This is a genomic window from Agilicoccus flavus, from assembly GCF_014857905.1.
Lineage (GTDB): Bacteria > Actinomycetota > Actinomycetes > Actinomycetales > Dermatophilaceae > Agilicoccus > Agilicoccus flavus.
Window position 1 is genome coordinate 227577 of record NZ_JACYXE010000008.1, and the last position, 23601, is coordinate 251177.

At 72.7% G+C, this 23601-nt stretch carries 23 protein-coding genes and 1 pseudogene; 16 read left to right on the forward strand and 8 right to left on the reverse strand.

Annotation, left to right across the window (positions count from 1 at the left end; all coding sequences use genetic code 11):
• The first annotated feature begins 75 nt into the window (after nucleotides 1-75).
• Nucleotides 76-798 (forward strand): 3-oxoacyl-ACP reductase FabG, encoded by a 723-nt coding sequence (fabG, locus tag ICW24_RS13325; protein WP_226346202.1) that lies wholly within the window; start codon nucleotides 76-78, stop codon nucleotides 796-798.
• Between the two features lie 73 nt (nucleotides 799-871).
• Nucleotides 872-1630 (forward strand): enoyl-ACP reductase FabI, encoded by a 759-nt coding sequence (gene fabI / locus ICW24_RS13330; protein ID WP_226346203.1) that lies wholly within the window; start codon nucleotides 872-874, stop codon nucleotides 1628-1630.
• Nucleotides 1631-1705: 75 nt separating this feature from the next.
• Here fabI and serB read toward each other — a convergent pair whose 3' ends face one another.
• Nucleotides 1706-2419, reverse strand: a complete 714-nt coding sequence (gene serB / locus ICW24_RS13335) for a phosphoserine phosphatase SerB (protein ID WP_226346204.1) — start codon at nucleotides 2417-2419, stop codon at nucleotides 1706-1708.
• 72 nt (nucleotides 2420-2491) lie between these two features.
• The gene (gene glgC / locus ICW24_RS13340) at nucleotides 2492-3748 is read right to left on the reverse strand and encodes a glucose-1-phosphate adenylyltransferase (protein WP_226346205.1); all 1257 of its coding nucleotides are present in this window, start codon (nucleotides 3746-3748) and stop codon (nucleotides 2492-2494) included.
• A gap of 109 nt (nucleotides 3749-3857) precedes the next feature.
• Between glgC and glgA the strand changes: the two genes are divergently transcribed.
• Nucleotides 3858-5060: a glycogen synthase gene (glgA, locus tag ICW24_RS13345; RefSeq protein ID WP_226346206.1), complete on the forward strand. Its 1203-nt coding sequence runs from the start codon at nucleotides 3858-3860 to the stop codon at nucleotides 5058-5060.
• 29 nt (nucleotides 5061-5089) lie between these two features.
• On the opposite strand, the gene ICW24_RS13350 is transcribed toward glgA, so the two are convergent.
• Nucleotides 5090-5857 carry an Rv1486c family protein gene (locus ICW24_RS13350; RefSeq protein ID WP_226346207.1) on the reverse strand — a complete coding sequence of 256 codons (768 nt, stop codon included), beginning with the start codon at nucleotides 5855-5857 and terminating at the stop codon, nucleotides 5090-5092.
• Between the two features lie 98 nt (nucleotides 5858-5955).
• Between ICW24_RS13350 and ICW24_RS13355 the strand changes: the two genes are divergently transcribed.
• The 5 genes from ICW24_RS13355 (at nucleotide 5956) to ICW24_RS13375 (ending at nucleotide 10450) form a co-directional block, all read left to right on the forward strand.
• Nucleotides 5956-6810, forward strand: a complete 855-nt coding sequence (locus ICW24_RS13355; protein ID WP_226346208.1) for an ABC transporter ATP-binding protein — start codon at nucleotides 5956-5958, stop codon at nucleotides 6808-6810.
• A gap of 96 nt (nucleotides 6811-6906) precedes the next feature.
• Nucleotides 6907-7395: an NfeD family protein gene (locus ICW24_RS13360; RefSeq protein ID WP_226346209.1), complete on the forward strand. Its 489-nt coding sequence runs from the start codon at nucleotides 6907-6909 to the stop codon at nucleotides 7393-7395.
• Nucleotides 7392-8714 carry an SPFH domain-containing protein gene (locus ICW24_RS13365; protein WP_226346210.1) on the forward strand — a complete coding sequence of 441 codons (1323 nt, stop codon included), beginning with the start codon at nucleotides 7392-7394 and terminating at the stop codon, nucleotides 8712-8714. Before ICW24_RS13360 ends, ICW24_RS13365 begins: the two co-directional genes overlap by 4 nt.
• A gap of 114 nt (nucleotides 8715-8828) precedes the next feature.
• Nucleotides 8829-9644 (forward strand): sulfite exporter TauE/SafE family protein, encoded by an 816-nt coding sequence (locus ICW24_RS13370; protein ID WP_226346211.1) that lies wholly within the window; start codon nucleotides 8829-8831, stop codon nucleotides 9642-9644.
• A complete protein-coding gene (locus ICW24_RS13375; protein WP_226346212.1) occupies nucleotides 9641-10450 on the forward strand; it encodes a TrmH family RNA methyltransferase in 810 nt (269 codons plus the stop codon). The genes ICW24_RS13370 and ICW24_RS13375 overlap by 4 nt, the downstream gene beginning before the upstream one ends.
• 59 nt (nucleotides 10451-10509) lie before the next feature.
• Here the strand turns inward: ICW24_RS13375 and ICW24_RS13380 are convergent, their stop codons facing one another.
• Both ICW24_RS13380 and ICW24_RS13385 read right to left on the reverse strand, forming a co-directional pair.
• Nucleotides 10510-11046 (reverse strand): YbhB/YbcL family Raf kinase inhibitor-like protein, encoded by a 537-nt coding sequence (locus ICW24_RS13380; protein ID WP_226346213.1) that lies wholly within the window; start codon nucleotides 11044-11046, stop codon nucleotides 10510-10512.
• A gap of 30 nt (nucleotides 11047-11076) precedes the next feature.
• Entirely contained in the window at nucleotides 11077-12072 is a 996-nt protein-coding gene (locus ICW24_RS13385) for a sugar-binding transcriptional regulator (RefSeq protein WP_226346214.1), read from the reverse strand.
• 146 nt (nucleotides 12073-12218) lie between these two features.
• Between ICW24_RS13385 and ICW24_RS13390 the strand changes: the two genes are divergently transcribed.
• The 7 genes from ICW24_RS13390 to xylB all read left to right on the forward strand — a co-directional run bounded on the left by ICW24_RS13390 (nucleotide 12219) and on the right by xylB (nucleotide 20653).
• Nucleotides 12219-13634 (forward strand): ABC transporter substrate-binding protein, encoded by a 1416-nt coding sequence (locus ICW24_RS13390; protein ID WP_372360669.1) that lies wholly within the window; start codon nucleotides 12219-12221, stop codon nucleotides 13632-13634.
• Nucleotides 13635-13696: 62 nt separating this feature from the next.
• On the forward strand, nucleotides 13697-14578 hold the full coding sequence (locus tag ICW24_RS13395; protein ID WP_226346236.1) for a carbohydrate ABC transporter permease: 882 nt from the start codon (nucleotides 13697-13699) through the stop codon (nucleotides 14576-14578).
• Complete coding sequence (locus ICW24_RS13400; RefSeq protein ID WP_226346216.1) at nucleotides 14575-15447, forward strand: carbohydrate ABC transporter permease; 873 nt, start codon at nucleotides 14575-14577, stop codon at nucleotides 15445-15447. The genes ICW24_RS13395 and ICW24_RS13400 overlap by 4 nt, the downstream gene beginning before the upstream one ends.
• A 3-nt stretch (nucleotides 15448-15450) precedes the next feature.
• The gene (locus ICW24_RS13405) at nucleotides 15451-16941 is read left to right on the forward strand and encodes a mannitol dehydrogenase family protein (RefSeq protein WP_226346217.1); all 1491 of its coding nucleotides are present in this window, start codon (nucleotides 15451-15453) and stop codon (nucleotides 16939-16941) included.
• 3 nt (nucleotides 16942-16944) lie between these two features.
• A complete protein-coding gene (locus tag ICW24_RS13410; protein ID WP_226346218.1) occupies nucleotides 16945-17982 on the forward strand; it encodes an NAD(P)-dependent alcohol dehydrogenase in 1038 nt (345 codons plus the stop codon).
• A gap of 59 nt (nucleotides 17983-18041) precedes the next feature.
• Nucleotides 18042-19178 carry a zinc-dependent alcohol dehydrogenase family protein gene (locus ICW24_RS13415; RefSeq protein WP_226346219.1) on the forward strand — a complete coding sequence of 379 codons (1137 nt, stop codon included), beginning with the start codon at nucleotides 18042-18044 and terminating at the stop codon, nucleotides 19176-19178.
• A gap of 47 nt (nucleotides 19179-19225) precedes the next feature.
• Entirely contained in the window at nucleotides 19226-20653 is a 1428-nt protein-coding gene (gene xylB, locus ICW24_RS13420) for a xylulokinase (RefSeq protein WP_226346220.1), read from the forward strand.
• 40 nt (nucleotides 20654-20693) lie between these two features.
• On the opposite strand, the gene ICW24_RS13425 is transcribed toward xylB, so the two are convergent.
• Together ICW24_RS13425 and ICW24_RS13430 are read right to left on the reverse strand one after the other, a co-directional pair.
• A complete protein-coding gene (locus ICW24_RS13425; RefSeq protein ID WP_226346221.1) occupies nucleotides 20694-21098 on the reverse strand; it encodes a DUF3037 domain-containing protein in 405 nt (134 codons plus the stop codon).
• The gene (locus tag ICW24_RS13430) at nucleotides 21095-21952 is read right to left on the reverse strand and encodes a HipA family kinase (protein ID WP_307781344.1); all 858 of its coding nucleotides are present in this window, start codon (nucleotides 21950-21952) and stop codon (nucleotides 21095-21097) included. Before ICW24_RS13430 ends, ICW24_RS13425 begins: the two co-directional genes overlap by 4 nt.
• A 175-nt stretch (nucleotides 21953-22127) precedes the next feature.
• Between ICW24_RS13430 and ICW24_RS13435 the strand changes: the two genes are divergently transcribed.
• Nucleotides 22128-22925, forward strand: coding sequence for a lysophospholipid acyltransferase family protein (locus ICW24_RS13435; RefSeq protein ID WP_226346222.1), 798 nt, complete (start codon nucleotides 22128-22130; stop codon nucleotides 22923-22925).
• Between the two features lie 533 nt (nucleotides 22926-23458).
• On the opposite strand, the pseudogene ICW24_RS13440 reads toward ICW24_RS13435, so the two are convergent.
• A pseudogene (locus tag ICW24_RS13440) lies at nucleotides 23459-23601 on the reverse strand (IS3 family transposase); the annotation flags it as partial.

A 23601-nucleotide genomic window follows, 5' to 3' on the forward strand; every position in this document is an offset into this window, starting at 1 on the left:
TCGCCCCACGCCACGCATCCGGCCACGCCGACGACCAGCGCCGACGACCAGACGAACCGGAACGAGAGGCCCCCGATGACCGAGTCCACGACGAGCACGACCGCCCTGGTGACCGGGGGGAACCGCGGCATCGGGCTGGCCATCGCCCACGCGCTGCGCGACGCCGGACACCGCGTGGTCGTCGGGTGCCGGTCGGGCCAGGCGCCCGACGACTTCGACGCCGTCACGCTCGACGTGTCCGACACCGCCTCGGTCGACGCGGCCTTCGGCGAGGCCGAGAAGATCACCGGCTCGGGCGTCGGCGTCCTCGTCGCCAACGCGGGCATCACCCGCGACCAGCTCCTCATGCGCATGAGCGACGAGGACGTCGACGCGGTCCTCGACACCAACCTCGTCGGGGCCATCCGCTGCGCCCGCCGCGCCGTCCGCCCGATGATGAAGCGCAAGGGCGGCCGCATGATCTTCGTCTCCAGCGTCATCGGCCTGCACGGCGGCCCGGGTCAGGTCAACTACGCCGCGAGCAAGGCCGGCCTCGTCGGGGTGGCCCGCTCGATCTCCCGCGAGCTCGGCGGCCGCAACATCACGGCCAACGTCGTCGCTCCCGGATTCATCGAGACCGCGATGACCGACGAGCTCTCGGACGACCTCAAGGCGACGTACAGGGGCCACATCCCCGCCGGGCGGTTCGGCGCCGCGAGCGAGGTCGGCGCCGCCGTCGCGTTCCTCGCCTCCCCGCAGGCCGCCTACATCACGGGTGCCGTCGTGCCCGTCGACGGCGGCCTCGGCATGGGCCACTGAGCCGCGCGTCCGACGCGCCCCACCTGCCCAACCACCCGTCACCACGCTGTCGCACCACCCGAAGGGAACCCCCATGGCTCTGCTCGAGGGCAAGAACATCCTCGTCACCGGTGTCCTCACCGAGGCGTCCATCGCCTTCCACATCGCCCGCCTCGCGCAGGAGGAGGGCGCGAACGTCGTCCTCACCTCGTTCGGTCGGACGATGAAGATCACGCAGGCCATCGCGCGCCGCCTGCCGAGCGCGGCGCCGGTCGTCGAGCTCGACGTGTCCGACCCCGAGCACTTCGAGGCCCTCGCCGGGCGGGTCGGCGAGCACGTCGACCGACTCGACGGCCTCGTCCACTCCATCGGCTTCGCCCCCAAGGGGGCCTTCGACTTCCTCGGCGCCTCCTGGGAGGACGTCGCCCCCGCCCTCAACATCTCGGCGTTCTCGCTCAAGGGCCTGGCCGCGGCGTCGCTGCCGCTCATGAGCCCCGGCGGCGCGGTCGTCGGCCTCACCCTCGACGCCGAGTTCGCCTGGCCGGGCTACGACTGGATGGGTGTCGCGAAGGCCGCGCTCGAGTCGACGAACCGTTACCTCGCCCGTGACCTCGGCCCGCAGGGCATCCGGTGCAACCTCGTCGCGGCCGGCCCGATCAGCACGACCGCCGCCAACCACATCCCGGCCTTCAAGCAGTTCGAGAAGTGGGGCGAGCACGCCCCGCTCGGCTGGGACATCTCCGACCCCACGCCCGCCGCGAAGGCGTGCGCGGCGTTGCTGTCCGACTGGTTCCCCGCGACGACGGGCGAGATCGTCCACGTCGACGGCGGCTACCACGCGACGGGGTACTGACCCGCCGACCCCGGCCTGCGACGACGGCCCGCCCCGCCATCGGGGGCGGGCCGTCGTCGCGTCCGGCCACCGGGGTCAGATCCTCGGACCGGCGCGGTCGTCGTGCGGCAGCCCCAGGAGGGGGAGGACGGCGCGCAGGTCGACCTCGTCGACGACGGCGTCGGCGCGGGCCCGCAGCACCGGCTTGGCCGCGAACGCGATCCCGAGCCCGGCCGCCTCCACCATGTCGATGTCGTTCGCGCCGTCGCCCACGGCGACCGTCGCCTCCGCCGGGATCCCCCGTTCGGCGGCGAACTCGGCGAGGGCGGCGGCCTTGGCCGCGCGGTCGACGACCGGCCCGTCCAGCTCACCGGTCAGGCGCCCGTCGCGCACCGTCAGGCGGTTGGCGCGGACGAGGCCGATGCCGTACCGCGCGGCGAGCGGCTCGACGACCTCCGCGAACCCGCCCGAGACGAGGGCGACGACGTCGCCGCGGGCGTGCAGGGCGGCGACGAACTCCGCCGCTCCCGGCGTCGGCCGCACCGCGGCGAGGACGTCGGCGAACACCGAGGTCGGCAACCCCGCGAGGGTCGCGACGCGGGCGCGCAGGCTCGCCGCGAAGTCGAGCTCACCGCGCATGGCCGCCTCGGTGACCGCCGCGACGCGCTCGGCCGCCTCCGGGCCGGCGTGCCCGGCGAGCAGCTCGACGACCTCGTCGCGGATGAAGGTCGAGTCCACGTCGAGGACGACGAGGCGTGGGCCGTCGAGGGCGGGGTCGGGCACGGGGGACGCGGGTTCGTGACTGCTCACGGGCGTCAGGTTACGGCCCCCGGGCACGGGTCGGGCCCCGACCGCCGCGGGGCCCGACCGCTCCGACCTCGCTCAGGCGGTGACGACGGCCCCCTTGGGGACGACGACGATCCCGCCGGCGCTGACGTGGAAACCGCGCTCGCGGTCGCGGTCGTGGTCGACGCCGACCTCGGCGCCCTCCTCGAGCACGACGTTCTTGTCGAGGATCGCCTTCTCGACGACGGCCTTGCGGTGGATCTCGACGTTGTCGAGCAGGACGCTGTCGTGGACCTGCGAGTAGCTGTGGAGCTGGCAGCGGGGGGAGATGACGCTGCCGTCGACGTGGGCGCCGCTGACGACGACGCCGGGGGAGACGGCCGAGTTGAGGGCCTCGCCGAGCCTCCCGGCCTCGTTGTGCACGAACTTCGCCGGCGGGTAGCTGCTGCCGTAGCTCGTGTAGATGGGCCACTCGGCGTTGTAGAGGTTGAACACCGGGTGGATCGCGATGAGGTCGCGGTTCGCGTCGTAGTAGGAGTCGATGGTCCCGACGTCGCGCCAGTACGCCTTGTCGCGCTCCGTCGCGTTGGGGATCTCGTTGTCCTTGAAGTCGTACACGTAGCCCTCGTCGCGGTCGACGAAGTAGGGCACGATGTCGCCGCCCATGTCGTGCTTGCTGTCGGCGTTCTCGGCGTCCTTCGTGACGACCTCGCGGAGCACGTCCGCGTCGAAGACGTAGTTGCCCATCGAGGCGAGCACCTCGTCGGGGGAGTCGGGCAGGCCGATGGCGTCCGTGGGCTTCTCGCGCCAGCGCCCGATCTTGCGGCGGTCGCCGCCGTCGACCTCGATGACGCCGAACTGGTCGGCCAGCGAGATCGGCTGGCGGATGGCGGCCACGGTCACACCGGCCCCCGTCTCGATGTGCTGGTCGACCATCTGGCTGAAGTCCATGCGGTACACGTGGTCGGCGCCCACGACGACGACGATGTCGGGGCGCTCGTCCTCGAGCGTGTTGAGGCTCTGGTAGATGGCGTCCGCGCTGCCGAGGTACCAGTTCTTGCCCACGCGCTGCTGGGCCGGGATCGGGGCGACGTAGTTGCCGAGCAGTGTCGACATGCGCCACGTGCGCGTGACGTGCCGGTCGAGGCTGTGCGACTTGTACTGCGTCAGCACGACGACCTTGAGATAGCCGGAGTTGACGACGTTGCTCAGGGCGAAGTCGACGAGTCGGTAGATGCCACCGAAGGGGACCGCCGGCTTGGCCCGGTCGGCGGTCAGCGGCATGAGCCGCTTGCCTTCTCCGCCGGCGAGCACGATGGCGAGGACATTGGGGTTGCGCGGGGTTCGCCTCATGCGTGCAAGGTACCGTCCCGGCGCGGTGTGGACGACCGGATCGGGCCGACCGATTTCGGGCGTTGCGCACGCCTGTGCGGACCGCGTCCGGGCCACTAGGGTCGGGGGCGTGCGAGTAGACATCCTCAGCAAGGAATACCCCCCGGCCATCTACGGCGGCGCCGGCGTCCACGTGGCCGAACTCGTCCGCGCCCTGCGCTCCCGCGGGGACGTCGACGTGCGGGTCCGCTGCTTCGGCGACGAGCGGGACGAGGAGGGGACGACGGGCTATCCGGACTCGCCTCAGCTGGCCGGCGCCAACGCCGCCCTGGCCACGCTCGGGGTGGACGTCGCGATCGCCGCCGACTGCGAGGGGGCCGACCTCGTCCACTCCCACACGTGGTACGCGAACTTCGCGGGGCACCTCGCGTCGCTGCTCACGGGCGCGCCCCACATCGTGTCCGCCCACAGTCTCGAGCCGCTGCGCCCCTGGAAGGCCGAGCAGCTCGGCGGCGGGTACCGCGTCTCGTCGTGGGCCGAGAAGACGGCCTACGAGGCGGCGGCCGCCGTCATCGCCGTGAGCCACGGCATGCGCGAGGATATTCTCGCGGCCTACCCCTCGATCGATCCCGAGGCGGTCCACGTCGTCCACAACGGCATCGACTCCCAGGACTGGCGCCCCGACCACAGCGACGCGGGCAAGGACATCGCCCGGTCCTACGGCATGGACGTCGACCGTCCCTCGCTCGTCTTCGTCGGGCGCATCACCCGGCAGAAGGGCCTGCCGTACTTCCTGCGCGCCGCGAAGGCGCTCCCGCCGGAGGTCCAGCTCGTGCTCTGCGCCGGGGCCCCCGACACCCCCGAGATCAAGGCCGAGGTCGAGGCGCTCATCGACGACCTCCGACGCGAGCGGGAGGGCGTGATCTGGATCGCCGAGCACCTGCCCCGGAACAAGGTCATCGCCATCGAGAGCAACGCGACCGCGTTCGTGTGCCCGTCGATCTACGAACCGCTCGGCATCGTCAACCTCGAGGCGATGGCCTGCGAGGCGCCCGTCGTCGCGACCCGCACCGGCGGCATCCCGGAGGTCGTCGTCGACGGCGAGACGGGTTGGCTCGTCGACATCGACCAGGTCGCCGACGGCACCGGCACGCCGGTCGACCCCGACGCCTTCGTCGCCGACCTCGCCGCCACCCTGACCGAGGCCACGAGCGACCCCGAGCGGGCCCGGCGGATGGGCGTGGCCGGGCGCGAGCGCGCGGTGAACGAGTTCTCGTGGTCGACGATCGGCGACCGCACGATGGACGTGTACCGCTCCGTGCTCGAGCGCTGAGGCGCTCGGCCGGCCCGGCGGTCGGCCTCTCAGTCGTCGCGGCCCGGCCGGTAGCCGGCGAGGTGCAGCGCCGCGACGTTCGTCACGTGGGCGAGGGCGGTGTCGGCCACGTCCCCGAGTCGTCGCAGCGCGTCGGCGCGGTCCGTCGCGGACCGGGCCTCGAGGCTGTCGTCGGGCGCGGCGAGGCCGAGTCGGGCCGCGTGGGCGAGGGTCGCGGCGGTGCGCAGCAGCCGGTACGCGGCGGCCGGGAGGTCGTCGGGCAACCCCCACCGGCCGGCGCCGAGCTGCTCGTCGGCGAGGTCCCGCAGGCCGCGCGACGCCCACGGCGTCGTCGAGGAGCGCTCGAGCAGCTCGACGGCCGCCGCGAGCTCACCCCGGAGCGTCCGGTCGGCGTCCCGGAGCGACCACGCGTCGAGGACGTGGGCCGGGGTCGGGTCGCACCCGTGCGCGACCCACGAGACGGCCAGGCCTGTATCACCGGCCGGGCCGAACTCCCGGACGTCGGGGACCAGGGCGCCCCCGACCCCGGGGACGTAGACGCACTCACCCGCCTCGAGTGCCGCGTCGGTGAAGTCGGCGTCGCCGCGGGGGAGGCCGTGCAGCCGGCCGGGCCGGGGGAGGGCGACGAGGACGGCCCGCTCGCCGAGATCGCGCCACGCGGCGAGGGTGGGCTCGCCGCCGGTGAGATGGTCGGCGTCGGGCGCGGCGAGCCGCAGGGCCGTCGAGAGGTCGAGGCCGCCGGCGAAGGCCCGGGTCGCCCACAGGGACAACCGGACGCTGGTGGGCAGATCGGGCACGAGCGTCATCGTAGGCCGCGCGGCGCCGCCGACGACGTGCGTGGTCCCCGGCGCGGCACCCGCCGTCCGTGTGGTCGCGGCCCGATAGGGTCGCACCCATGAGCGACGTGCTGGCCTTCGCCGGCGTCACCGTGACCCGAGGTGACGCCGTCCTGCTCGAGGACGTGGACTGGGAGATCGAGGAGGGTCAGCGCTGGGTCGTGCTCGGCCCCAACGGCGCCGGGAAGACGACGCTGCTCCAGCTCGCCTCCGCCCGGATGCACCCGACGCGGGGCGTCGCCGGTGTCCTGGGCGAGGTCCTCGGCGCGGTCGACGTGTTCGAGCTGCGGCCCCGGATCGGCCTGGCGAGCGCCGCCATGGCCGAGCGCATCCCGGGCGACGAGCGCGTCGAGGACGTCGTCGTCACCGCGTCCTACGGCATCGTCGGCCGCTGGCGCGAGAGCTACGACCGCCGCGACCTGGCGCGGGCGCGGGAGCTCCTCACCGCGCTCGGGGCCGACCGCCTCGCGCAGCGCGCGTACGGCACGCTCTCGGAGGGGGAGCGCAAGCGGGTCCAGATCGCGCGCGCCCTCATGACGGACCCGGAGCTCATGCTGCTCGACGAGCCGGCCGCCGGGCTCGACCTCGGCGGACGCGAGGACCTCGTCGGCCGGCTGGGGCAGCTCGCGCAGGACCTCGAGGCCCCGGCCCTCGTCCTCGTGACCCACCACGTCGAGGAGATCCCGCCGGGCTTCACCGACGTGCTGCTCCTGCGCGACGGACAGGTCGTCGCGGCGGGGCCGATCGAGATCACCCTCACCGCCGCCAACCTCGAGCGCACCTTCGGCGTGCCCCTCGTACTCGAGCAGCACGGGGAGCGGTGGACCGCCCGCGCCCGCACCGGCACACCCGAGGCCGGCACACCCGAGGCGACCGGGACGCCCGACACGGCGGCGGAGCCCACCGACCGGTAGTCGGATCGGCGGCCGGACGGAACGAAACGAGTCCCGCCCGCGTCGGATCCATGACGCACGAAGGACGCCCGCCCCCGAGCCGGAGGAGATCCGCCGATGCAGGACTGGCTGAGCGACAACCTGTGGGCAATCTGGCTCGGGGTCGCACTCGTCCTCGGAGTCGTCGAGGCCGCCACCGCCGACTTCGTCTTCCTCATGCTGGCCGGCGGCGCGCTCGTCGGATCCGCGGGAGCCTGGTTCGGCCTCGGCCCGGTCGGCCAGGTGCTGCTGGCCGTCGTCACCTCGATCGCCCTGTTGGGCGTCGTCCGTCCGCTGGCCAAGCGGCGTCTGATGGCGGGGGCCGACGAGGGGGCCATGGGGGTCGACCGGTACGTGGGGGAACGGGTCGTCGTCACGGAGGTCGTCTCGGAGCAGGCCGGGTACGCCGTCCTGCACGGCGACACGTGGTCCGCGCGCGTCCCCGACGGCGAACCCGACATCCCGTCCGGGGCGGAGGCCCTGGTGGCGGAGGTACGTGGCGCCGCGCTCGTGCTCCACCCCGTCGCGCCGCTGCGCGACGTCATCCCGAGAGAGGACCGACCATGAACGTCTCCGTCTCCCTGATCGTCCTGCTGCTGCTGGTCGTCTTCGCGGTGGTCGTCGTCGTCAAGACGATCCGGATCGTCCCGCAGCAGACGGCCCTCATCATCGAACGGCTGGGCCGGTACTCCCGTACGCTGCACGGCGGCATCCACATCCTCGTGCCGTTCGTCGACAAGGTGCGCGCGAACATCGACCTGCGCGAGCAGGTCGTCAGCTTCCCGCCGCAGCCGGTCATCACGAGCGACAACCTCGTCGTCAGCATCGACACGGTCATCTACTACGCGGTCCACGACGCGAAGTCGGCCGTCTACGAGATCGCGAACTTCATCCAGGGCATCGAGCAGCTCACGGTGACCACGCTGCGCAACGTCATCGGGTCGATGGACCTCGAGCAGGCCCTGACGAGCCGGGACCAGATCAACGGTCAGCTCCGCGGGGTGCTCGACGAGGCGACCGGCCGCTGGGGCATCCGGGTCGGCCGGGTGGAGCTCAAGGCGATCGACCCGCCGCACTCCGTGCAGGACTCGATGGAGAAGCAGATGCGGGCCGAGCGGGACCGCCGCGCGGCCATCCTCACGGCCGAGGGCGTCAAGCAGTCCGCCATCCTCACCGCCGAGGGCGACAAGCAGAGCCAGATCCTGCGCGCCGAGGGCTCCGCGCAGGCCCGGATCCTCGAGGCGCAGGGTCAGGCCCGCGCCATCTCGCAGGTCTTCGACGCGATCCACCGCGGCAAGCCCGACCAGAAGCTCCTCGCCTACCAGTACCTGCAGGTGCTCCCGCAGCTCGCCCGCGGCGACGCGAACAAGATGTGGATCGTGCCCGGCGAGTTCACCGAGGCCCTCAAGGGCTTCGGCGCCTCGTTCGGCGGCGGTTCCGGCGCCTCGTCGCCCTTCGCGGGCATCCCCGCCGACGAGGAGTGGACGCCCGACACCGACCAGCAGCGGACCGCGTTCGACGACACGGCCCTGCAGGACCCGCACGAGGCGCTGGCCCAGGCCCGCGATGAGGCGGCCCGCTCGGTCCGGGAGGCCGAGGGAGCCACGCAGGCGACCCGCCGCCGCGGCGGTGCGCCCGCGCCCGCATCGACGGCCGGGGCCGACGCCGCGACCGCGGGCCTGGCCGGCCGCGGTGACGAGGCGGCCCTCGAGGGCGCCCCGCCGGTGCCCGCGACCTCCGACCCGGTCCCGACCGAGGCGCCCGTCGCCGAGCCGGTCGCCCGGCCGGTCACCGAGCCGGTCGCCGATCCCGCGTCTGCGCCCGCCACGCAGCCCGCCGGCGAGGGCACGGGCGGCGCGACCAGCGCCCCGCCCGAGCGCGCCTGACCGGCACGACCCGCGCCGGTCCGGACGACGGTCCGGTCCGTCCACCCACGGCCCCCGACCCGCCCCGAGGCAGGCGTGACCTGCCCGGCGGACCGGGGGCCGTAGGGTGTGCGGGTGCCGCTGTTCGAGATCGCCGCGATCCTGCTCGCCGGCGTCGCCGCCGGGACCATCAACACGATCGTCGGGTCCGGCTCGCTGATCACGTTCCCCGTCCTCCTGTTCTTCGGCTATCCGCCCGTCGTGGCGAACATGTCGAACACCGTCGGCCTCATCCCCGGCGGACTGTCGGGCGTCCACGGGTACCGGCGCGAGCTCGCGGGCCACGGGAGGCTGCTGCGCCTGCTCGTCCCGGCGTCCTTCGTCGGGGGAGCCGTCGGCGCCGGGCTGCTGCTCGTCCTGCCCGAGACCGTCTTCGGGGCCGTCGTGCCCGTCCTCATCGCGATCGGACTGCTCCTCGTCGTCGCCGCGCCCGCGGTCCAGCGCCGCGCGCGGGCGCGACAGGCCGCACAGAACGGCGCCGACGGCAGCGGGGTCACCGGGGGGCCCACCGGGACGGGTCGTTCCCCCCGAGGCACGGTCCTGCTCGTCACGCTCGTGTTCCTCACCGGGATCTACGGCGGCTACTTCGGGGCCGCCCAGGGCGTCATCCTCCTCGGCGTGATGAGCATGCTGCTCGCCGAGTCGCTGCAGGTCGTCAACGGCGTGAAGAACGTCCTCGGCCTCGTGGCCAACACGATGGGCGCGGCGGTGTTCGTCGTCGCCGCCGGCGCGCAGATCGACTGGTGGGCGGCGCTGCTCATCGGTCTCGGCACGCTCGTCGGCGGCGTCATCGGCGCGGGCGTCGGCCGCCGGCTGCCCCCGGTGTGGCTGCGCGGCCTCATCGTCGTCGTCGGCGTCGTCGCCATCGCCCACATGACGGTGTTCGCGTGAGCCCGATCCGGATCACGTCCGCCGACGACCCGCGCATCGTCGACTACGTCGGACTCACCGACGTCGCCCTGCGTCGCCGCCTCGAACCGGCTGGGGGGCTCTACCTCGCCGAGAGCGCCAAGGTCATCCGCCGGGCCCTCGCCGCCGGTCACGTCCCGCGCTCGCTGCTCATGACGCCCCGCTGGGTCGAGGAGTTCGCCGAGCTCGTCACCACGACGGAGGGCTCGGGGGCGCCGGTCTTCGTGGCCGACGACGACGTCGTCACCGCGATGACGGGCTTCCACCTGCACCGCGGCGCGATCGCCTCGATGCAGCGGCCGACGCTCCCGCCGGTGGCGGACCTGCTCGCGCAGGCGCGACGGGTCGTCGTGCTCGAGGACGTCGTCGACCACACGAACGTGGGCGCGGTGTTCCGCAGTGCGGCCGCGCTCGGCGTCGACGCGGTGCTCGTCACCCCGCGGTGCGCCGACCCGCTGTACCGCCGCAGCGTCCGGGTCTCGATGGGCACCGTCTTCCAGGTGCCGTGGACCCGCATCGACCCGTGGCCGGGCGGCGTCGCCGACCTGCAGGCCGCCGGGTTCACCGTCGCGGCGCTGGCCCTCGCGGACGACGCGATCGGCCTCGACGACCTCGCCGCCCGGCCGCCCGACCGCCTCGCCGTCGTGCTCGGCACCGAGGGAGACGGCCTCGCGGCCCGCACCCGGAGCGCGTGCGACCTCGTCGCCCGCATCCCCATGGCGGGGGGCGTCGACTCGCTCAACGTCGCCGCGGCGGCGGCCGTCGCGATGTGGGCCCTGCGCGCCTGAGCCCTGGGCCTGTCCCGGCCCGGTCGATCGACCGATCGGCCGGGCCGGAGGGACTCGGGTCAGGCGGGCTCGGCGAACGTGCCCGTGAGGGTGGCGCGGCCGATGACGTGCTCGAGCGTGAGGAAGTGCGCCTTGGCCGGGCTCGTGCCCGGCTCGACGCCGGGATCGGCGGTGTCGAGGGCGGTGACGGCGAAGACGTACCGGTGCGGGCGGTCGCCCGGCGGGGGAGCGGCGCCGCCGAAGTCCTCCGTGCCGAAGTCGTTCGCCAGGGTCAGGGCACCCTCAGGCAGCGCGCCGCCGTCGGCGGACCCGGCGCCCTCCGTGAGCTCGGTCACGTCGGCCGGCACCCCGACGACGCACCAGTGCCAGAAGCCCGACGGGGTCGGGGCGTCCGGGTCGTAGCACGTGACGAGGAAGGACGCGGTGCCCTCCGGCTGCCCCGACCAGGACAGGGCGGGGGAGAGGTTGTCGCCGGAGACGGCGTGCGTCGCGGGCAGGTCGGAGCCGTCGTCGAACGAGGGGCTGGTCAGCGTGAACGCGTCGACCTGCGGCAGGAGGGAGTAGGGATCCGGGGCCTGGGGGCGATCGAGGGACATGCCGCGACTCTAGCGACTCGGCGTCGCCGGCTAACCCTCACCCTCACCCTGACCCTCGAGGAGGGCTCGACCCAGGGTGGCGTCGACGACGAGCGAGTCGAGCAGCCCGCCGGCGACGGCCGCGCGCACCGCGTCGGCCTTACACGCCCCCGTGACGAGGCCGCAGACGTGGGGGATGCGCCGGAAGTCCTCGTCGTCGATGTTGACGATCCGGTTCGCGAGCTCCGTCGTCACGGGGCCCCCCTCCCGGTCGAAGAAGACTCCCGAGATCTCGCCGACGGCCCCGGCGGCGAGGACGGCCGTGCGCTCGCGCTCACTGCAGGCGTCGAAGATCGTCGAGGCCCCCCGCTGCCAGGCCCCCACCCCGACGACGGCGCGGGTCACCCGGTGGGTCTGGGCGAGGGCGTCCTGCACCGAAGGCTGCCGACGCAGCGCCTCCGCCGTGTCCTCGTCGTCGACGATGAGCGGCGCGTAGAAGACGTGTCCCTTGGTCCCGGCGATGCGGGCGGCCCGGACGACGACCTCGACGGCGCTCGCGTCCACGTCGGGGGACTGCTGCGCCCCGCACAGCTGGACGACGTCGATGGGCGGCAGCGTCTCGAGCGACCGCACCATCGCCCACACCTCGCGGGCCCACGGGAGCCCGAGGACGTCGTCGTCCGTGAGGATCTCGGTGACGTAGGCGGCCGCCGCCGCCCCGAGCCGGCCGCCGGGCTCGGGCGCGGCCAGCGCACCGGTCTGGACGACGAGGCACTCGCGCAGGCCGAGCGCGTCGGCGAGCCGGGCCGACGCGTCGAGATCGAGGTCGCCGTGGCCGCGGATCTCGATGTGGACCAGCCCCGCGTCGCGGGCCTCGTCGAGGAGGCGGGCCACCTTGAAGCGGCTCAACCGCAGCTCGTCCGCGATCTCCACCTTGGACGCGCCCTCGAGGTAGAAGCGGCGCGCGACCGTGCCGAGGAGGACGGTGTGCAGGGGTCCGCCCGCGGAGGGGGCCGAGGGGTCGCGGCCGAGCGGTGGGGTGCTCATGTGATCTGCCTCCTGCTCGACGCCGCCGACGCCGCCGGTGGGTCGAATGGTCCTCTCGGGCACGGCCGCCGGATCGGCTTTCGCGCAACGCGGCACCGAGCGTTGACAACGGCGTCACCGCCCACTTTACTCAGGCAAGCACTCAGATGTGCGTTCTAGTCGCTCATTTGAGCGAACCTCAACGAGGAGGAAGTGTGACGAGGAGACGAACTCGCACGACGGCGATCGCGGCCGTGGCCGCGACGGCCGTCGCCGTCAGCGGTTGCGCCGGGTGGGGAAGCGGGGCGTCCAGCTCCGCCGACGGGGGCGCCGTGAACGTCCTCATGGTGAACAACCCCCAGATGATGGACCTGCAGCGGCTCACGGCCGCGAACTTCACGGCGAAGACCGGCATCAAGGTCAACTTCACGGCCCTGCCCGAGAACGACGTCCGCGACAAGATCAGCCAGGAGTTCTCGTCCCAGGCGGGCCAGTACGACATCGCCACCCTGAGCAACTTCGAGATCCCGATCTACGCGAAGGCCAAGTGGGTCGCGCCGATGGACGACTACATCGCGAAGGACTCGGCGTTCGACCAGGACGACATCCTCAAGCCGATGACGACCTCGCTGTCCTCCGAGGGGAAGATCTACGGTCAGCCCTTCTACGGCGAGAGCAGCTTCCTCATGTACCGCAAGGACGTGATGGACGCCAAGGGCATCACCGTCCCGCCCAAGCCCACGTGGCAGCAGGTCGCCGAGATCGCGGCCCAGGTCGACGGTGCCCAGCCGGGCATGAAGGGTATCTGCCTGCGCGGTCAGCCGGGCTGGGGCCAGGTCTTCGCCCCCTTGTCCACCGTCGTCAACACGTTCGGCGGCACGTGGTTCACGAAGGACTGGCAGGCCCAGGTCAACGCGCCTGCGTTCAAGGAGGCCGTCAACTTCTACGTGAACCTCGTGCGCACGCACGGTGAGCAGGGCGCGCCGCAGGCCGGCTTCACCGAGTGCCTCAACAACCTCATGACCGGCAAGGTCGCCATGTGGTACGACGCGACATCGGCCGCCGGGTCCCTCGAGGCCGACGACTCCCCGAACAAGGGCAAGTTCGGCTACGTCGCGGCGCCCGTCGTCAAGACGAAGAGCTCCGGATGGCTCTACTCGTGGGCGTGGGCGATCCAGCAGGCGAGCCCCCGCAAGGACGCCTCGTGGAAGTTCATCTCCTGGGCGTCCAGCAAGGAGTACGAGCAGCTCGTCGGATCGCAGCTCGGCTGGACCAAGGTCCCCGCCGGCAAGCGCGCCTCGACGTACGAGAACGCCGAGTACCTCACGGTGGCGAGCGCCTTCGCCGAGCCGACCCGCGACGCCATCGCGTCGGCGGATCCCCTGAACCCGGGCGTGCAGCCGCGCCCCGCCCAAGGCATCCAGTTCGTCGGCATCCCCGAGTTCCCCGACCTCGGCACCCAGGTGAGCCAGGACGTCAGCGCCGCGATCGCCGGGCAGACGACCGTCGACGAGGCCCTCGACAAGGGCCAGCAGCTCGCCGAGGACGTCGCCGAGACCTACCGTGAGCGAGGCCAGCAGTGAGTCCCGTCGCCCAGAACCCCACGAAGAACCCGCTCGCGACGGGTCCGGCCAAGCCGTCCCGCATGCAGCGTGCCGGTGCCTGGTCGCGGCGGATGCCGCTGCTGCCGGCGCTGATCTTCGTCATCCTCCTGACGCAGATCCCGTTCGTCACGACGATCGTCATCTCGTTCATGAAGTGGAACGCCTACTACCCCGACGAGATCGTGTTCGCGGGCCTGTCGAACTTCGTCAAGGTGTTCACCGACGTCAACGCCCGCCAGGCGATCCTCGTGACGATCATCCTCACGGTGTCGGTTGTCGTCATCAGCCTGCTGCTCGGTCTCGGCGCCGCGCTCCTGCTCGATCACAGCTTCCCGGGGCGCGGCATCGTCCGCACGATGATGATCACGCCGTTCCTCGTCGTCCCCGTCGCCGCGGCCCTGCTCTGGAAGCACGCGCTGTACAACCCGGTCTACGGCCTCTTCAACGGCCTGCTGCGGCTCGTGTTCGGCGAGAACGCCCCCCAGCCCGACTGGATCAGCGAGCACCCGCTGTGGGCCGTCATCGTCGCCATCGTCTGGCAGTGGACGCCGTTCATGATGCTCATCATCCTCGCGGGGCTGCAGAGCCGGCCGCTCGACGTCGTGGAGGCGGCCCGCATCGACGGCGCCACCGGGCGCCAGATCTTCACGCACATGACCCTGCCGCACCTGCGGCCGTTCATGGAGCTGGCGGCGCTCCTCGGGGCGATCAACATCGTCCAGAACTTCGACCATGTCTTCACCATCACGAGCGGTGGTCTCGGGACCGCCAACCTGCCGTATTACATCTACCAGACCTTCTACACGGCCCACGACTACGGTCGGGCCTCCGCCGCGGGCGTCATCGTCGTCATCGGCACGATCATCATCGCGACGTTCGCCCTGCGCACCGTCTTCACCATCTTCAACGAGGAGACCCGATGAGCGCCTACGCCCCCGGCACCCGGGCCGCCCAGCTCGGCCTGAAGATCCGCCAGAAGAAGACGACGCGGTCGTCGACCCTCATCGGGATCGGCGCGTGGATCGTCGGCCTCGTCTTCGTCTTCCCCGTCCTGTGGATGGTCCTCACGTCGTTCCACAGGGAGGCCGACGCGGCGACGAACCCCCCGTCGTTCGCCGCCCCCCTCGTCCTCGACGGGTACCGGGCGTTCTTCGACTCCAACCCGTGGCCGTCGCTGCTCAACTCGCTCACCGCGAGCGTCGTCTCGACGATCCTCGTCATCCTGCTCGCCTTCCCGGCCGCGTACGCCCTGAGCATCCGGCCCGTGAAGAAGTGGTCGGACGTGCTGTTCTTCTTCCTCTCCACGAAGTTCATGCCGATCGTCGCCGGCCTGCTGCCGCTCTACCTGTTCGCGCAGAAGGTGCAGCTCCTCGACAACATCTGGATGCTCATCGCCTTCTACACGACGATGAACCTGCCGATCGCCGTGTGGATGCTGCGCAGCTTCCTCGCGGAGGTGCCGGTGGAGATGCTCGAGGCCGCCGAGGTCGACGGGGCCGGCCTGATCCGCTCGCTGCGCGAGGTCATCGCCCCGGTCGTCATGCCCGGTCTGGCCGCGGCCGCCCTCATCTGCTTCATCTTCAGCTGGAACGAGCTGCTCTTCGCGCGGGTCCTCACCGGTACGGTGGCGCAGACGGCGCCGGTGTTCCTCACCGGCTTCGTCACCAGCCAGGGCCTGTTCCTCGCGAAGGTCTGCGCCGCGTCGCTCGTCGTGTCGCTGCCGGTGCTCCTCGCCGGATTCGCCGCGCAGGACAAGCTCGTCCAGGGTCTGTCGATGGGAGCCGTGAGGTAACACATGAGCGCGATCAAGCTCGACGCCGCCCACCTGTCCGAGATCGGGCAGGCGGGGCGGGTCCCCGTTCCGACCTACGACCGGTCGGCCGTGCGCACCGGCATCGTCCACGTCGGCGTGGGCGGTTTCTTCCGGGCCCACCAGGCGATGTACCTGGACCGGCTCATGAACGAGGGGTCCGCCCTCGAGTACGGCATCTGCGGCGTCGCCGCCCTGCCGCACGATCGGCGGATCTTCGAGGCCATGAGCTCCCAGGACTGCCTGTACACGCTCGTCCTCAAGCACCCCGACGGCTCGTTCACACCCCGCGTCATCGGCTCCATGGTCGAGATGCTCTTCGCACCCGACGACCCGGCCGCGGTCGTCGACAAGATGGCCGACCCGGCCACGAAGATCGTCGCGCTGACGATCACCGAGGGCGGGTATCTCATCGACCAGGTGACCGGCGAGTTCCGGGCGGATCACCCCTCCATCCAGGGCGACCTCGAGGCGGGCGCGGAGCCCACGACGGCGTTCGGCTTCATCGTGGCCGCGCTGCGCCGCCGCCGCGACGCGGGCGTCACCCCGTTCACGGTCCAGTCGTGCGACAACCTGCCGGGCAACGGCGACGTCGCCAAGTACGCGATCGGCGCGTTCGCGAAGCTCGTCGATCCCGAGCTGGCCGCGTGGATCGAGGCGAACGTCTCGTTCCCCAACGCGATGGTCGACCGCATCACCCCGGTGACCACGGACGACGACCGCGCCCTGGTGCGGGACGAGTTCGGTATCGAGGACGCCTGGCCCGTCGTGTGCGAGCCGTTCACCCAGTGGGTGATCGAGGACCACTTCCCGGCCGGCCGGCCGGCGTGGGAGGACGTCGACGTCCAGCTCGTCGAGGACGTCGTGCCCTACGAGCTCATGAAGCTGCGGCTGCTCAACGCGAGCCACCAGGCGTTGACCTATCTCGGGTACCTCTCCGGGTACCGGTACGCGCACGAGGTGTGCTCCGACGACCTGTTCCGCGGGTTCCTCCTGCGCTACATGGAGCGCGAGGGCAGCCCCACGCTGCCGCAGGTGCCGGGTGTCGATCTCGACGCCTACCGCCGCGAGCTCATCGACCGCTTCGCCAACCCGGCGGTGCGCGACACCCTCGCCCGCCTGTGCGCCGAGAGCTCAGACCGGATCCCGAAGTGGCTCGTGCCCGTCATCCGGAACAACCTGTCCCACGGGGGCGAGATCGAGGCGTCCGCGCTCGTCGTCGCCTCGTGGGCGCGGTACGCCGAGGGGGTCGACGAGGCCGGCGAGAGCATCGACGTCGTGGACCACGACAAGGAACGGGTCATGGCCACCGCCGCCCGGCAGAAGGACGAGCCCCTCGCCTTCCTGTCGATGAAGGACTACTTCGGCGATCTCGGCGACGACGACCGCTTCACGCAGGCCTACGGTCGGGCCCTGGAATCCCTCCACACCAAGGGCGCCCGCGCGACGCTCGAGGACTGGCAGAAAGAGGACTGACGAATGCGTGTCTCCGTGCTCGAGAGCCCCGGGCGACTCACCCTCACGGAGCGCGACACCCCGCGGCCCGGCCCCGACGAGGTTCTCGTCGAGGTCCGGGCCGTGGGGGTCTGCGGCTCCGACACCCACTACTACGAGCACGGGCGGATCGGCGACTTCGTCGTCGAGTCCCCGCTCGTCCTCGGCCACGAGGCCTCCGGCGTCGTCGTCGAGGTCGGCGAGCGGGTCGACCCGTCCCGGGTCGGGCAGCGGGTGTCGATCGAGCCGGGCGTGCCGTGCCGGTCGTGCCCGGAATGCCTGGCGGGTCGCTACAACCTGTGCCCCGACATGCGGTTCCACGCGACGCCGCCGATCGACGGGTCCTTCGCCGAGTTCGTCGCCGTGCACCAGGCGTTCGCGCACCCGGTGCCCGACACGATCAGCGACGACGCGGCCGCCCTCCTCGAACCCCTGTCGGTCGGCGTCTGGGCCTGCCGCAAGGGCGGCGTCGGACCGGGCAGCCGGGTCCTCGTCACCGGGGCCGGTCCCATCGGGCTCGTCGCCATCCAGGTGGCGCGCGCCGCCGGGGCGACGACGATCGTCGCCGCCGACGTCAACCCCCGCCGTCTCGAGCTGGCCCGCGAGCTGGGGGCCACCCACACGGTCGACAGCTCGGCCGCGCCGCTCGCGGAGGGTCTCGCCGCCCTCGACGACGGCGCCGGCGTGACGCCGCAGGTGTTGCTCGAGTGCTCCGGCCACGGTGGCGCGACCGTCGACGGCCTCCGTGCGCTCGCGCCCGCCGGGCACGCCGTCCTCATCGGCATGGGCGGCGACGAGCTGGCCCTGCCGCTGTCCCTCGTGCAGAACCGGGAGCTCGTCGTGACCGGCACGTTCCGGTACGCCAACACGTGGCCCACGGCCATCGCGCTCGCGGGCAGCGGGGCCGTGGACCTCGACCGGCTCGTCACGGGCCACGTCGGGCTCGCGGACGCCGCCGACGCCCTCACGGCCTCCCGGCGCGACCCGGGCGCCGTGAAGACGATCGTCCGCCCGCAGTCCTGACCCGGCCCGCCCGGGGCCACCCGTCTCGAATCCCCGCGCCGAACAGGAGCACACCCGACATGACGATCAACCCCGCGCAGGACTCCACGGGGGCCTCGGACGGCACGGCCACACGCCCCGCACAGATGGCCGCGGTCCGCCTGCCGGGGGACTCCACGGTCGAGCACGTGCGCGTGCCGGTGCCGACGCCCGGTCACGGTCAGGTGCTCCTGCGCGTGCGGGCGAGCTCGATCTGCGGCAGCGACATCCGCGCGATCTACCGCGAGCACCTCGGGAAGGGCGCGGAGGCCTACCAGGGTGTCGTCGCCGGTCACGAGCCGTGCGGCGAGGTCGTCGAGGTCGGCCCGGGCGCCCGGCGTCTGTCGGCCGGCGACCAGGTCGTGGTGTACCACATCGCGGGCTGCGGGCAGTGCGACGAGTGTCGGCGGGGGTACGAGGTGGGCTGCTCGAGCGAGTTCCGGGCCGCGCACGGGTGGCAGCGCGACGGCGGGCACGCCGAGTACCTCCTCGCGGAGGAGCGCACCTGCCTGATCCTGCCCGAACCGCTCACCTACGTCGACGGGGCCCTCGTCTCGTGCGGGTTCGGGACGGCGTGGGAGGCGCTGCTGCGCACGTCGGTCGGTGGCACCGACCGCGTCCTGCTCACCGGCCTCGGGCCCGTGGGGCTGGCGGCCGCGATGCTCGCGCGGGGACTCGGGGCGCCCGTCGTCATCGGCACCGACACCTCGCCGGAGCGACGCGAGCTCGCGACCCGTCTCGGCCTGCTCGACGAGACGGCCGACGCCGCGGACCCCGCCGCGAGCGCCGACCTCGTCGCGCGGTGGACCGACGGGCACGGCGCGCAGGTCGCGGTCGACTGCTCGGGCGCCGCGCCCGCCCGCCGGTTCGCGCTCGAGAACACGGCCCACTGGGGCCGCTGCGCGTTCGTCGGGGAGGGGGGCACGGTCGACTTCCCCGTGTCCGACCTGCTCATCCACAAGCAGATCACGCTGTACGGGTCGTGGGTGACCTCGGTGCGACACATGGAGGAGCTCCTCGCCGCGCTCGTCCTGTGGGACCTCCACCCCGAGGCGATCGTCACCCATCGCCTGCCGCTCGAGCAGGCCGGGCGCGCCTACGAGCTGGCGGACGCCGGGGCGAGCGGTAAGGTCTGCCTCGTCATGGGCGACCCCGCCGACGCCGCCGTCGGCTCCTGATCGGCGCGGGCCGCTCCCACTCGGTCGACGCAGGAGTGAAGCACCTCATGAGCACGTCAGGTCGCAGCCGGAACCTCGTCGCGGGGGTCGATTCCTCGACCCAGTCGACCAAGGTCGTCGTCGTCGACGCGGAGTCGGGCGAGGTCGTCCGCGAGGGGCGCGCCCCCCACCCCGACGCCACCTCGGTCGACCCGGCCCGCTGGTGGGAGGCCTTCGAGAAGGCGACCGCCGACGGACTCCTCGACGGGGTCGAGGCCATCGCCGTCGGGGGGCAGCAGCACGGCATGGTCGCCATGGAGGCGGACGGCACCGTCGTCCGCGACGCCCTGCTGTGGAACGACGTCCGGTCCGCCTCCGCGGCGTCCGACCTCGTGGACGAGCTCGGCGGTCCCCAGGCGTGGGTCGACGCCGTCGGCGTGGTCCCGGGCGCCTCGATGACCGCGAGCAAGCTCCGGTGGCTGGCCCGGAACGAGCCCGAGAACGCCGAGCGGGTCACCGATGTCGTCCTCCCGCACGACTGGCTCACCGGACGTCTCCTCGCCGGTGGGCAGGACCGCCCGGAGCGGTGGACGACGGACCGCGGCGACGCGTCGGGAACGGCCTACTTCTCCGCCCGCGACGATCGCTATCGCGAGGACCTCGTCGAGCTGGCGCTGGGCAAGCGGGTCGGGCTCCCGCACGTCGTCGCGCCCGGGGAGGCGGCCGGCCGCACGCCGTCCGGTCTCGTCGTCGGAGCCGGGACGGGCGACAACATGGGGGCCGCGCTGGGCCTCGGGCTCGCCGAGGGTGACGCGGTCGTCTCGCTCGGCACGAGCGGGACGGTCTTCGCCGTCAGCGACGTCGCGGCCGCCGACCCGAGCGGCGACGTCGCCGGATTCGCCGACGCGACCGGGCGCCACCTGCCGCTCATGTGCACGCTCAACGCCGCCCGCGTCCTCGTGGCGGGGGCGCGGATGCTCGGCGTCGACCAGGCGCGGTTCGACGAGCTCGCCCTGGCCGCCGAGCCGGGCGCCGGCGGGCTGACGCTACTGCCCTACCTCGACGGCGAGCGCACGCCGCCGCTGCCCGAGGCCACCGGCACGCTGGGCGGCCTGACCCGGGCGAACATGACGCCCGAGAACCTGGCCCGGGCCGCGGTCGAGGGGATGCTGTGCAACCTCGCCGACGGCGTCGATGCCCTGCGCGCCCAGGGTGTGCAGGTGCGTCGCGTGCTCCTCATCGGAGGTGCCTCGGCCTCCCGCGCGGTCCGCACCGTGGCCGCCGACCTCTTCGGGGTGCCGGTGGCCGTGCCCGCCCCGGGGGAGTACGTCGGTCTCGGGGCGGCGCGCCAGGCCGCGTGGGCGCTGTCGGGCGGGAACGAGCCTCCGGCCTGGGACGTCCAGGACGAGGACGTCGAGCCGGGCGCCACGCCGTCCGAGGCCGTCGAGGAGATCCGCGAGCGCTACGCCGCTCTCCGCGTCTCGCGGCACGGCTGACCTCGCCCACCCGGTCGCTCGGTCAGAGACCTCGCCTCGGTCACGGACCGACGAGGCGACCGAGCAGCTCGGCGGCGACACCGTGGGGGTCCCGGGTCGTCCCGCCGTGGCGGGGCCCGGGCTGCAGGACCGTGCTGCGCGGGGCGGCGATCCACCCGAACCGGGCCCCGAGCCGGCTGCCGGCGTCCAGACCGGTGCCCGGTTCCCCGCGACAGATGCCGCCGACCCGGTCGAGGGAGCGGCGCAGGGTGTCGAGGTCGAGGTCGGGGTGCAGGGCGCGCAGCCGGTCCTCGTCGACGTGGGCGGCGACGTCGAGCAGCTCGACGGCCTGGCAGTACACGACGACGCCCACGTTGACGAACTCCTCGCGCTCGACCCGGGGGACGGCGCGCAGGACGACGTACTGGTAGGGCAGTGGGTGCAGGCCCGCCCCGGTGGCGCTCATCGACGGTCCAGCCAGTCGGGCCGGCCGCGTCGCAGGCCGGTCGTGCCAGGCCCGGGATCGGCGCCGCCGCTCGCGCCGCCGCCTTCTCGCGTGGGCAGCCAGGCCGCGGGAGCGGCGAGGCGGGCCGCGAGGTTCTCGACGTAGGCGGCGCGCACCGCGTCGGGGGTCGGCAGGCCCGACGCGGTCTCGAGCCACTCATCGGGCACCTGCGCGACGACGTCGGCGAGGTCGGATGCGGTGAGCAGGGCCGAGGCGCGCTCGTGCTCGGTGGCCATGTCGCCCGCGACGCCGGCGAGGACGTGGGTCGAGGCGTCGAAGCGTTGCCCCGCGAACGCCTCCGGGCGCGAGCCCTTGCTCGGCCACGAATGGTGCATGTACAGCGCCGCGCCGTGGTCGATGGCCCAGGTGCGACCGTGCCAGAGCAACAGGTTGGGGTTGGCCCACGTGCGGTCGACGTTGGCGGTGAAGGCGTCGAGCCAGAGGATCGCGCCCGCCTCGTCGGGCGGTGGGGGTGCGGACCCGTCGTAGCCGAACGCGCCGGGCAGGAAGTCGACGCCGAGGTTGCGGCCCGGGCTCGCGTCGAGGAGGTCCTGCACCTCCTCGTCGGCCTCGTACTTCGCGATGGCGGACGGGAGGTCGACGACGGCGAGGTCGGGGACGCGCACCCCGAGGCGGCGGCCGATGCCGGCCACGACGACCTCGGCGACGAGAACCTTACGGCCCTGACCGGCGCCCGTGAACTTGACGACGTACATGCCGTCGTCGTCGGCCTCGACGAGCCCCGGCATCGACCCGCCCTCGCGCAGCGGGAGGACGAACCGCGTCGCGGTGACATGGGGGAGGGGCGCGGGCACGTCGTCACCCTAACCGGGCGGTCGGCTGGGCCGAGGGGGACGTGCCCCGGTGGTCGGATCGGCCAGGGCCAGGGCCAGGGCCAGGGCCAGGGCCAGAGCCGGGCGGCGGGCGGGGCGCGCCGGTGGCGGGCCACGGGCGCGGGCGCGGGTCCTGCGTGCCCGTTAGGTTGTCGGCATGGAGCCCGTCTACAGCCCCGTCATCACGTTCGCCCGCGGTCTGTTCGCCGCCGAGGGCCTGCGGTTCGACGTCCAGGGGGTCGAGCACGTCCCGGCGTCGGGTGGCGCGGTCGTCATGATGAACCACCTGTCCTACCTGGACTTCGCCTACGCCGGATACGCCGCTCTCCCCGCGAAGCGGTACATCCGGTTCATGTGCAAGGACTCGATCTTCTCCCACCCGGTCGCCGGGCCGCTCATGCGCGGGATGAAGCACATCCCGGTGGATCGCGAGAACGGCGGCGCGTCGTTCCGGGCCGCCCTGACGGCGCTCAAGGCGGGTGAGCTCGTCGGTGTCTTCCCCGAGGCGACGATCTCGCGCTCCTACGAGCTCAAGGACTTCAAGTCCGGCGCGGTGCGCATGGCGCAGGCCGCCCGCGTACCGATCCTGCCGATGGTCCTCTGGGGCAGCCAGCGGGTCTGGACCAAGGGCCACCCCAAGCGTCTCGGCCGGACGAACACCCCCATCGTCATCCGAATCGGAGAACCGATCCCCGTCGCGCGCACCGAGAAGGCCGACGTCGCCCTCGACCGCGTCAAGGCGACGATGCAGGCCATGCTCGACGACGTCCGCCGCGGCTACCCGAGTCTTTCCGGGGACGAGTTGAAGTTCGTCCCCGCCTCGATGGGCGGCACCGCGCCCACCCTGGCGGAGGCCAGCGCCCTCGACCTCGCCGACGCGCAAGCGCGCCGCGCCGCCCGCGGCTCGGCCGCCGACCCGGCCGAGCCGATCGCCCCGCCGCCCGAGGGCTCCTGAGGAGTGGATCTGGCGTGCCGTGGGGGCCGCGCCGCGAATTCTCGTGCTTCGCCGAGATTCTTCTTGTGCTCCCGATCTATCACCACCTGGCGCACCCCTGACCCCGTCCCAGACTATCGTCGGTCTCGCTTCCGACCGTCGTGAAGAGCAACGGGGCCGCACAAGAGTGGGGCGTCGATGATTCCCGATCGGCGTCGCCACGTGTGGTTCGAGCGCGACTCAGCGTGCCCTGCCCGTCATGGGGGAACGCCGATCGACGCCACGTGTCGAGGAACATTGCCGCTCGCCCTTTTCTGTCGGCGGGAGAGCGTGACTCGTGCGAGCACAGCGACGACAGACGCCGAGCCACAAGGTGGCGCCAACGGCGGCACCGAGGCCATCGGCCTGACCGAACGCCAACGACGCATCGCGCGGCTTTCCGCAACCGCGACAACTACGCCTCCGCATGCTCCTCATCGCCGGCGGCCTCAACATCCGACCTCACACGCAAGTACGAAGAGCGGGACTGCTGCACGATCAGGTGACAGGTTGGGTCACGCAGCCTGAGTGGCTGGCGTGTCGTGGGTTGTCATGATGGTCTCGTACTCGATGGGGGTCAATCGTCCGAGGGCGGTTTGTCGCCGGCGTCGGTGGTAGGTCCGTTCGATCCAGCGCACGATCGCGTTCCGTAGCTCCT

Coding starts and splice junctions, on each gene's coding strand:
- ICW24_RS13415 (WP_226346219.1), top strand. CDS start 18,042: ATGACGATCAACCCCGCGCAGGACTCCACGGGGGCCTCGGACGGCACG.
- ICW24_RS13360 (WP_226346209.1), top strand. CDS start 6,907: ATGCAGGACTGGCTGAGCGACAACCTGTGGGCAATCTGGCTCGGGGTC.
- fabG (WP_226346202.1), top strand. CDS start 76: ATGACCGAGTCCACGACGAGCACGACCGCCCTGGTGACCGGGGGGAAC.
- ICW24_RS13405 (WP_226346217.1), top strand. CDS start 15,451: ATGAGCGCGATCAAGCTCGACGCCGCCCACCTGTCCGAGATCGGGCAG.
- glgC (WP_226346205.1), bottom strand. CDS start 3,748: ATGAGGCGAACCCCGCGCAACCCCAATGTCCTCGCCATCGTGCTCGCC.
- ICW24_RS13390 (WP_372360669.1), top strand. CDS start 12,219: ATGTGCGTTCTAGTCGCTCATTTGAGCGAACCTCAACGAGGAGGAAGT.
- ICW24_RS13385 (WP_226346214.1), bottom strand. CDS start 12,072: ATGAGCACCCCACCGCTCGGCCGCGACCCCTCGGCCCCCTCCGCGGGC.
- ICW24_RS13425 (WP_226346221.1), bottom strand. CDS start 21,098: ATGAGCGCCACCGGGGCGGGCCTGCACCCACTGCCCTACCAGTACGTC.
- xylB (WP_226346220.1), top strand. CDS start 19,226: ATGAGCACGTCAGGTCGCAGCCGGAACCTCGTCGCGGGGGTCGATTCC.
- ICW24_RS13380 (WP_226346213.1), bottom strand. CDS start 11,046: ATGTCCCTCGATCGCCCCCAGGCCCCGGATCCCTACTCCCTCCTGCCG.
- ICW24_RS13365 (WP_226346210.1), top strand. CDS start 7,392: ATGAACGTCTCCGTCTCCCTGATCGTCCTGCTGCTGCTGGTCGTCTTC.
- ICW24_RS13400 (WP_226346216.1), top strand. CDS start 14,575: ATGAGCGCCTACGCCCCCGGCACCCGGGCCGCCCAGCTCGGCCTGAAG.
- ICW24_RS13355 (WP_226346208.1), top strand. CDS start 5,956: ATGAGCGACGTGCTGGCCTTCGCCGGCGTCACCGTGACCCGAGGTGAC.
- ICW24_RS13435 (WP_226346222.1), top strand. CDS start 22,128: ATGGAGCCCGTCTACAGCCCCGTCATCACGTTCGCCCGCGGTCTGTTC.
- ICW24_RS13410 (WP_226346218.1), top strand. CDS start 16,945: ATGCGTGTCTCCGTGCTCGAGAGCCCCGGGCGACTCACCCTCACGGAG.
- ICW24_RS13395 (WP_226346236.1), top strand. CDS start 13,697: ATGCAGCGTGCCGGTGCCTGGTCGCGGCGGATGCCGCTGCTGCCGGCG.
- fabI (WP_226346203.1), top strand. CDS start 872: ATGGCTCTGCTCGAGGGCAAGAACATCCTCGTCACCGGTGTCCTCACC.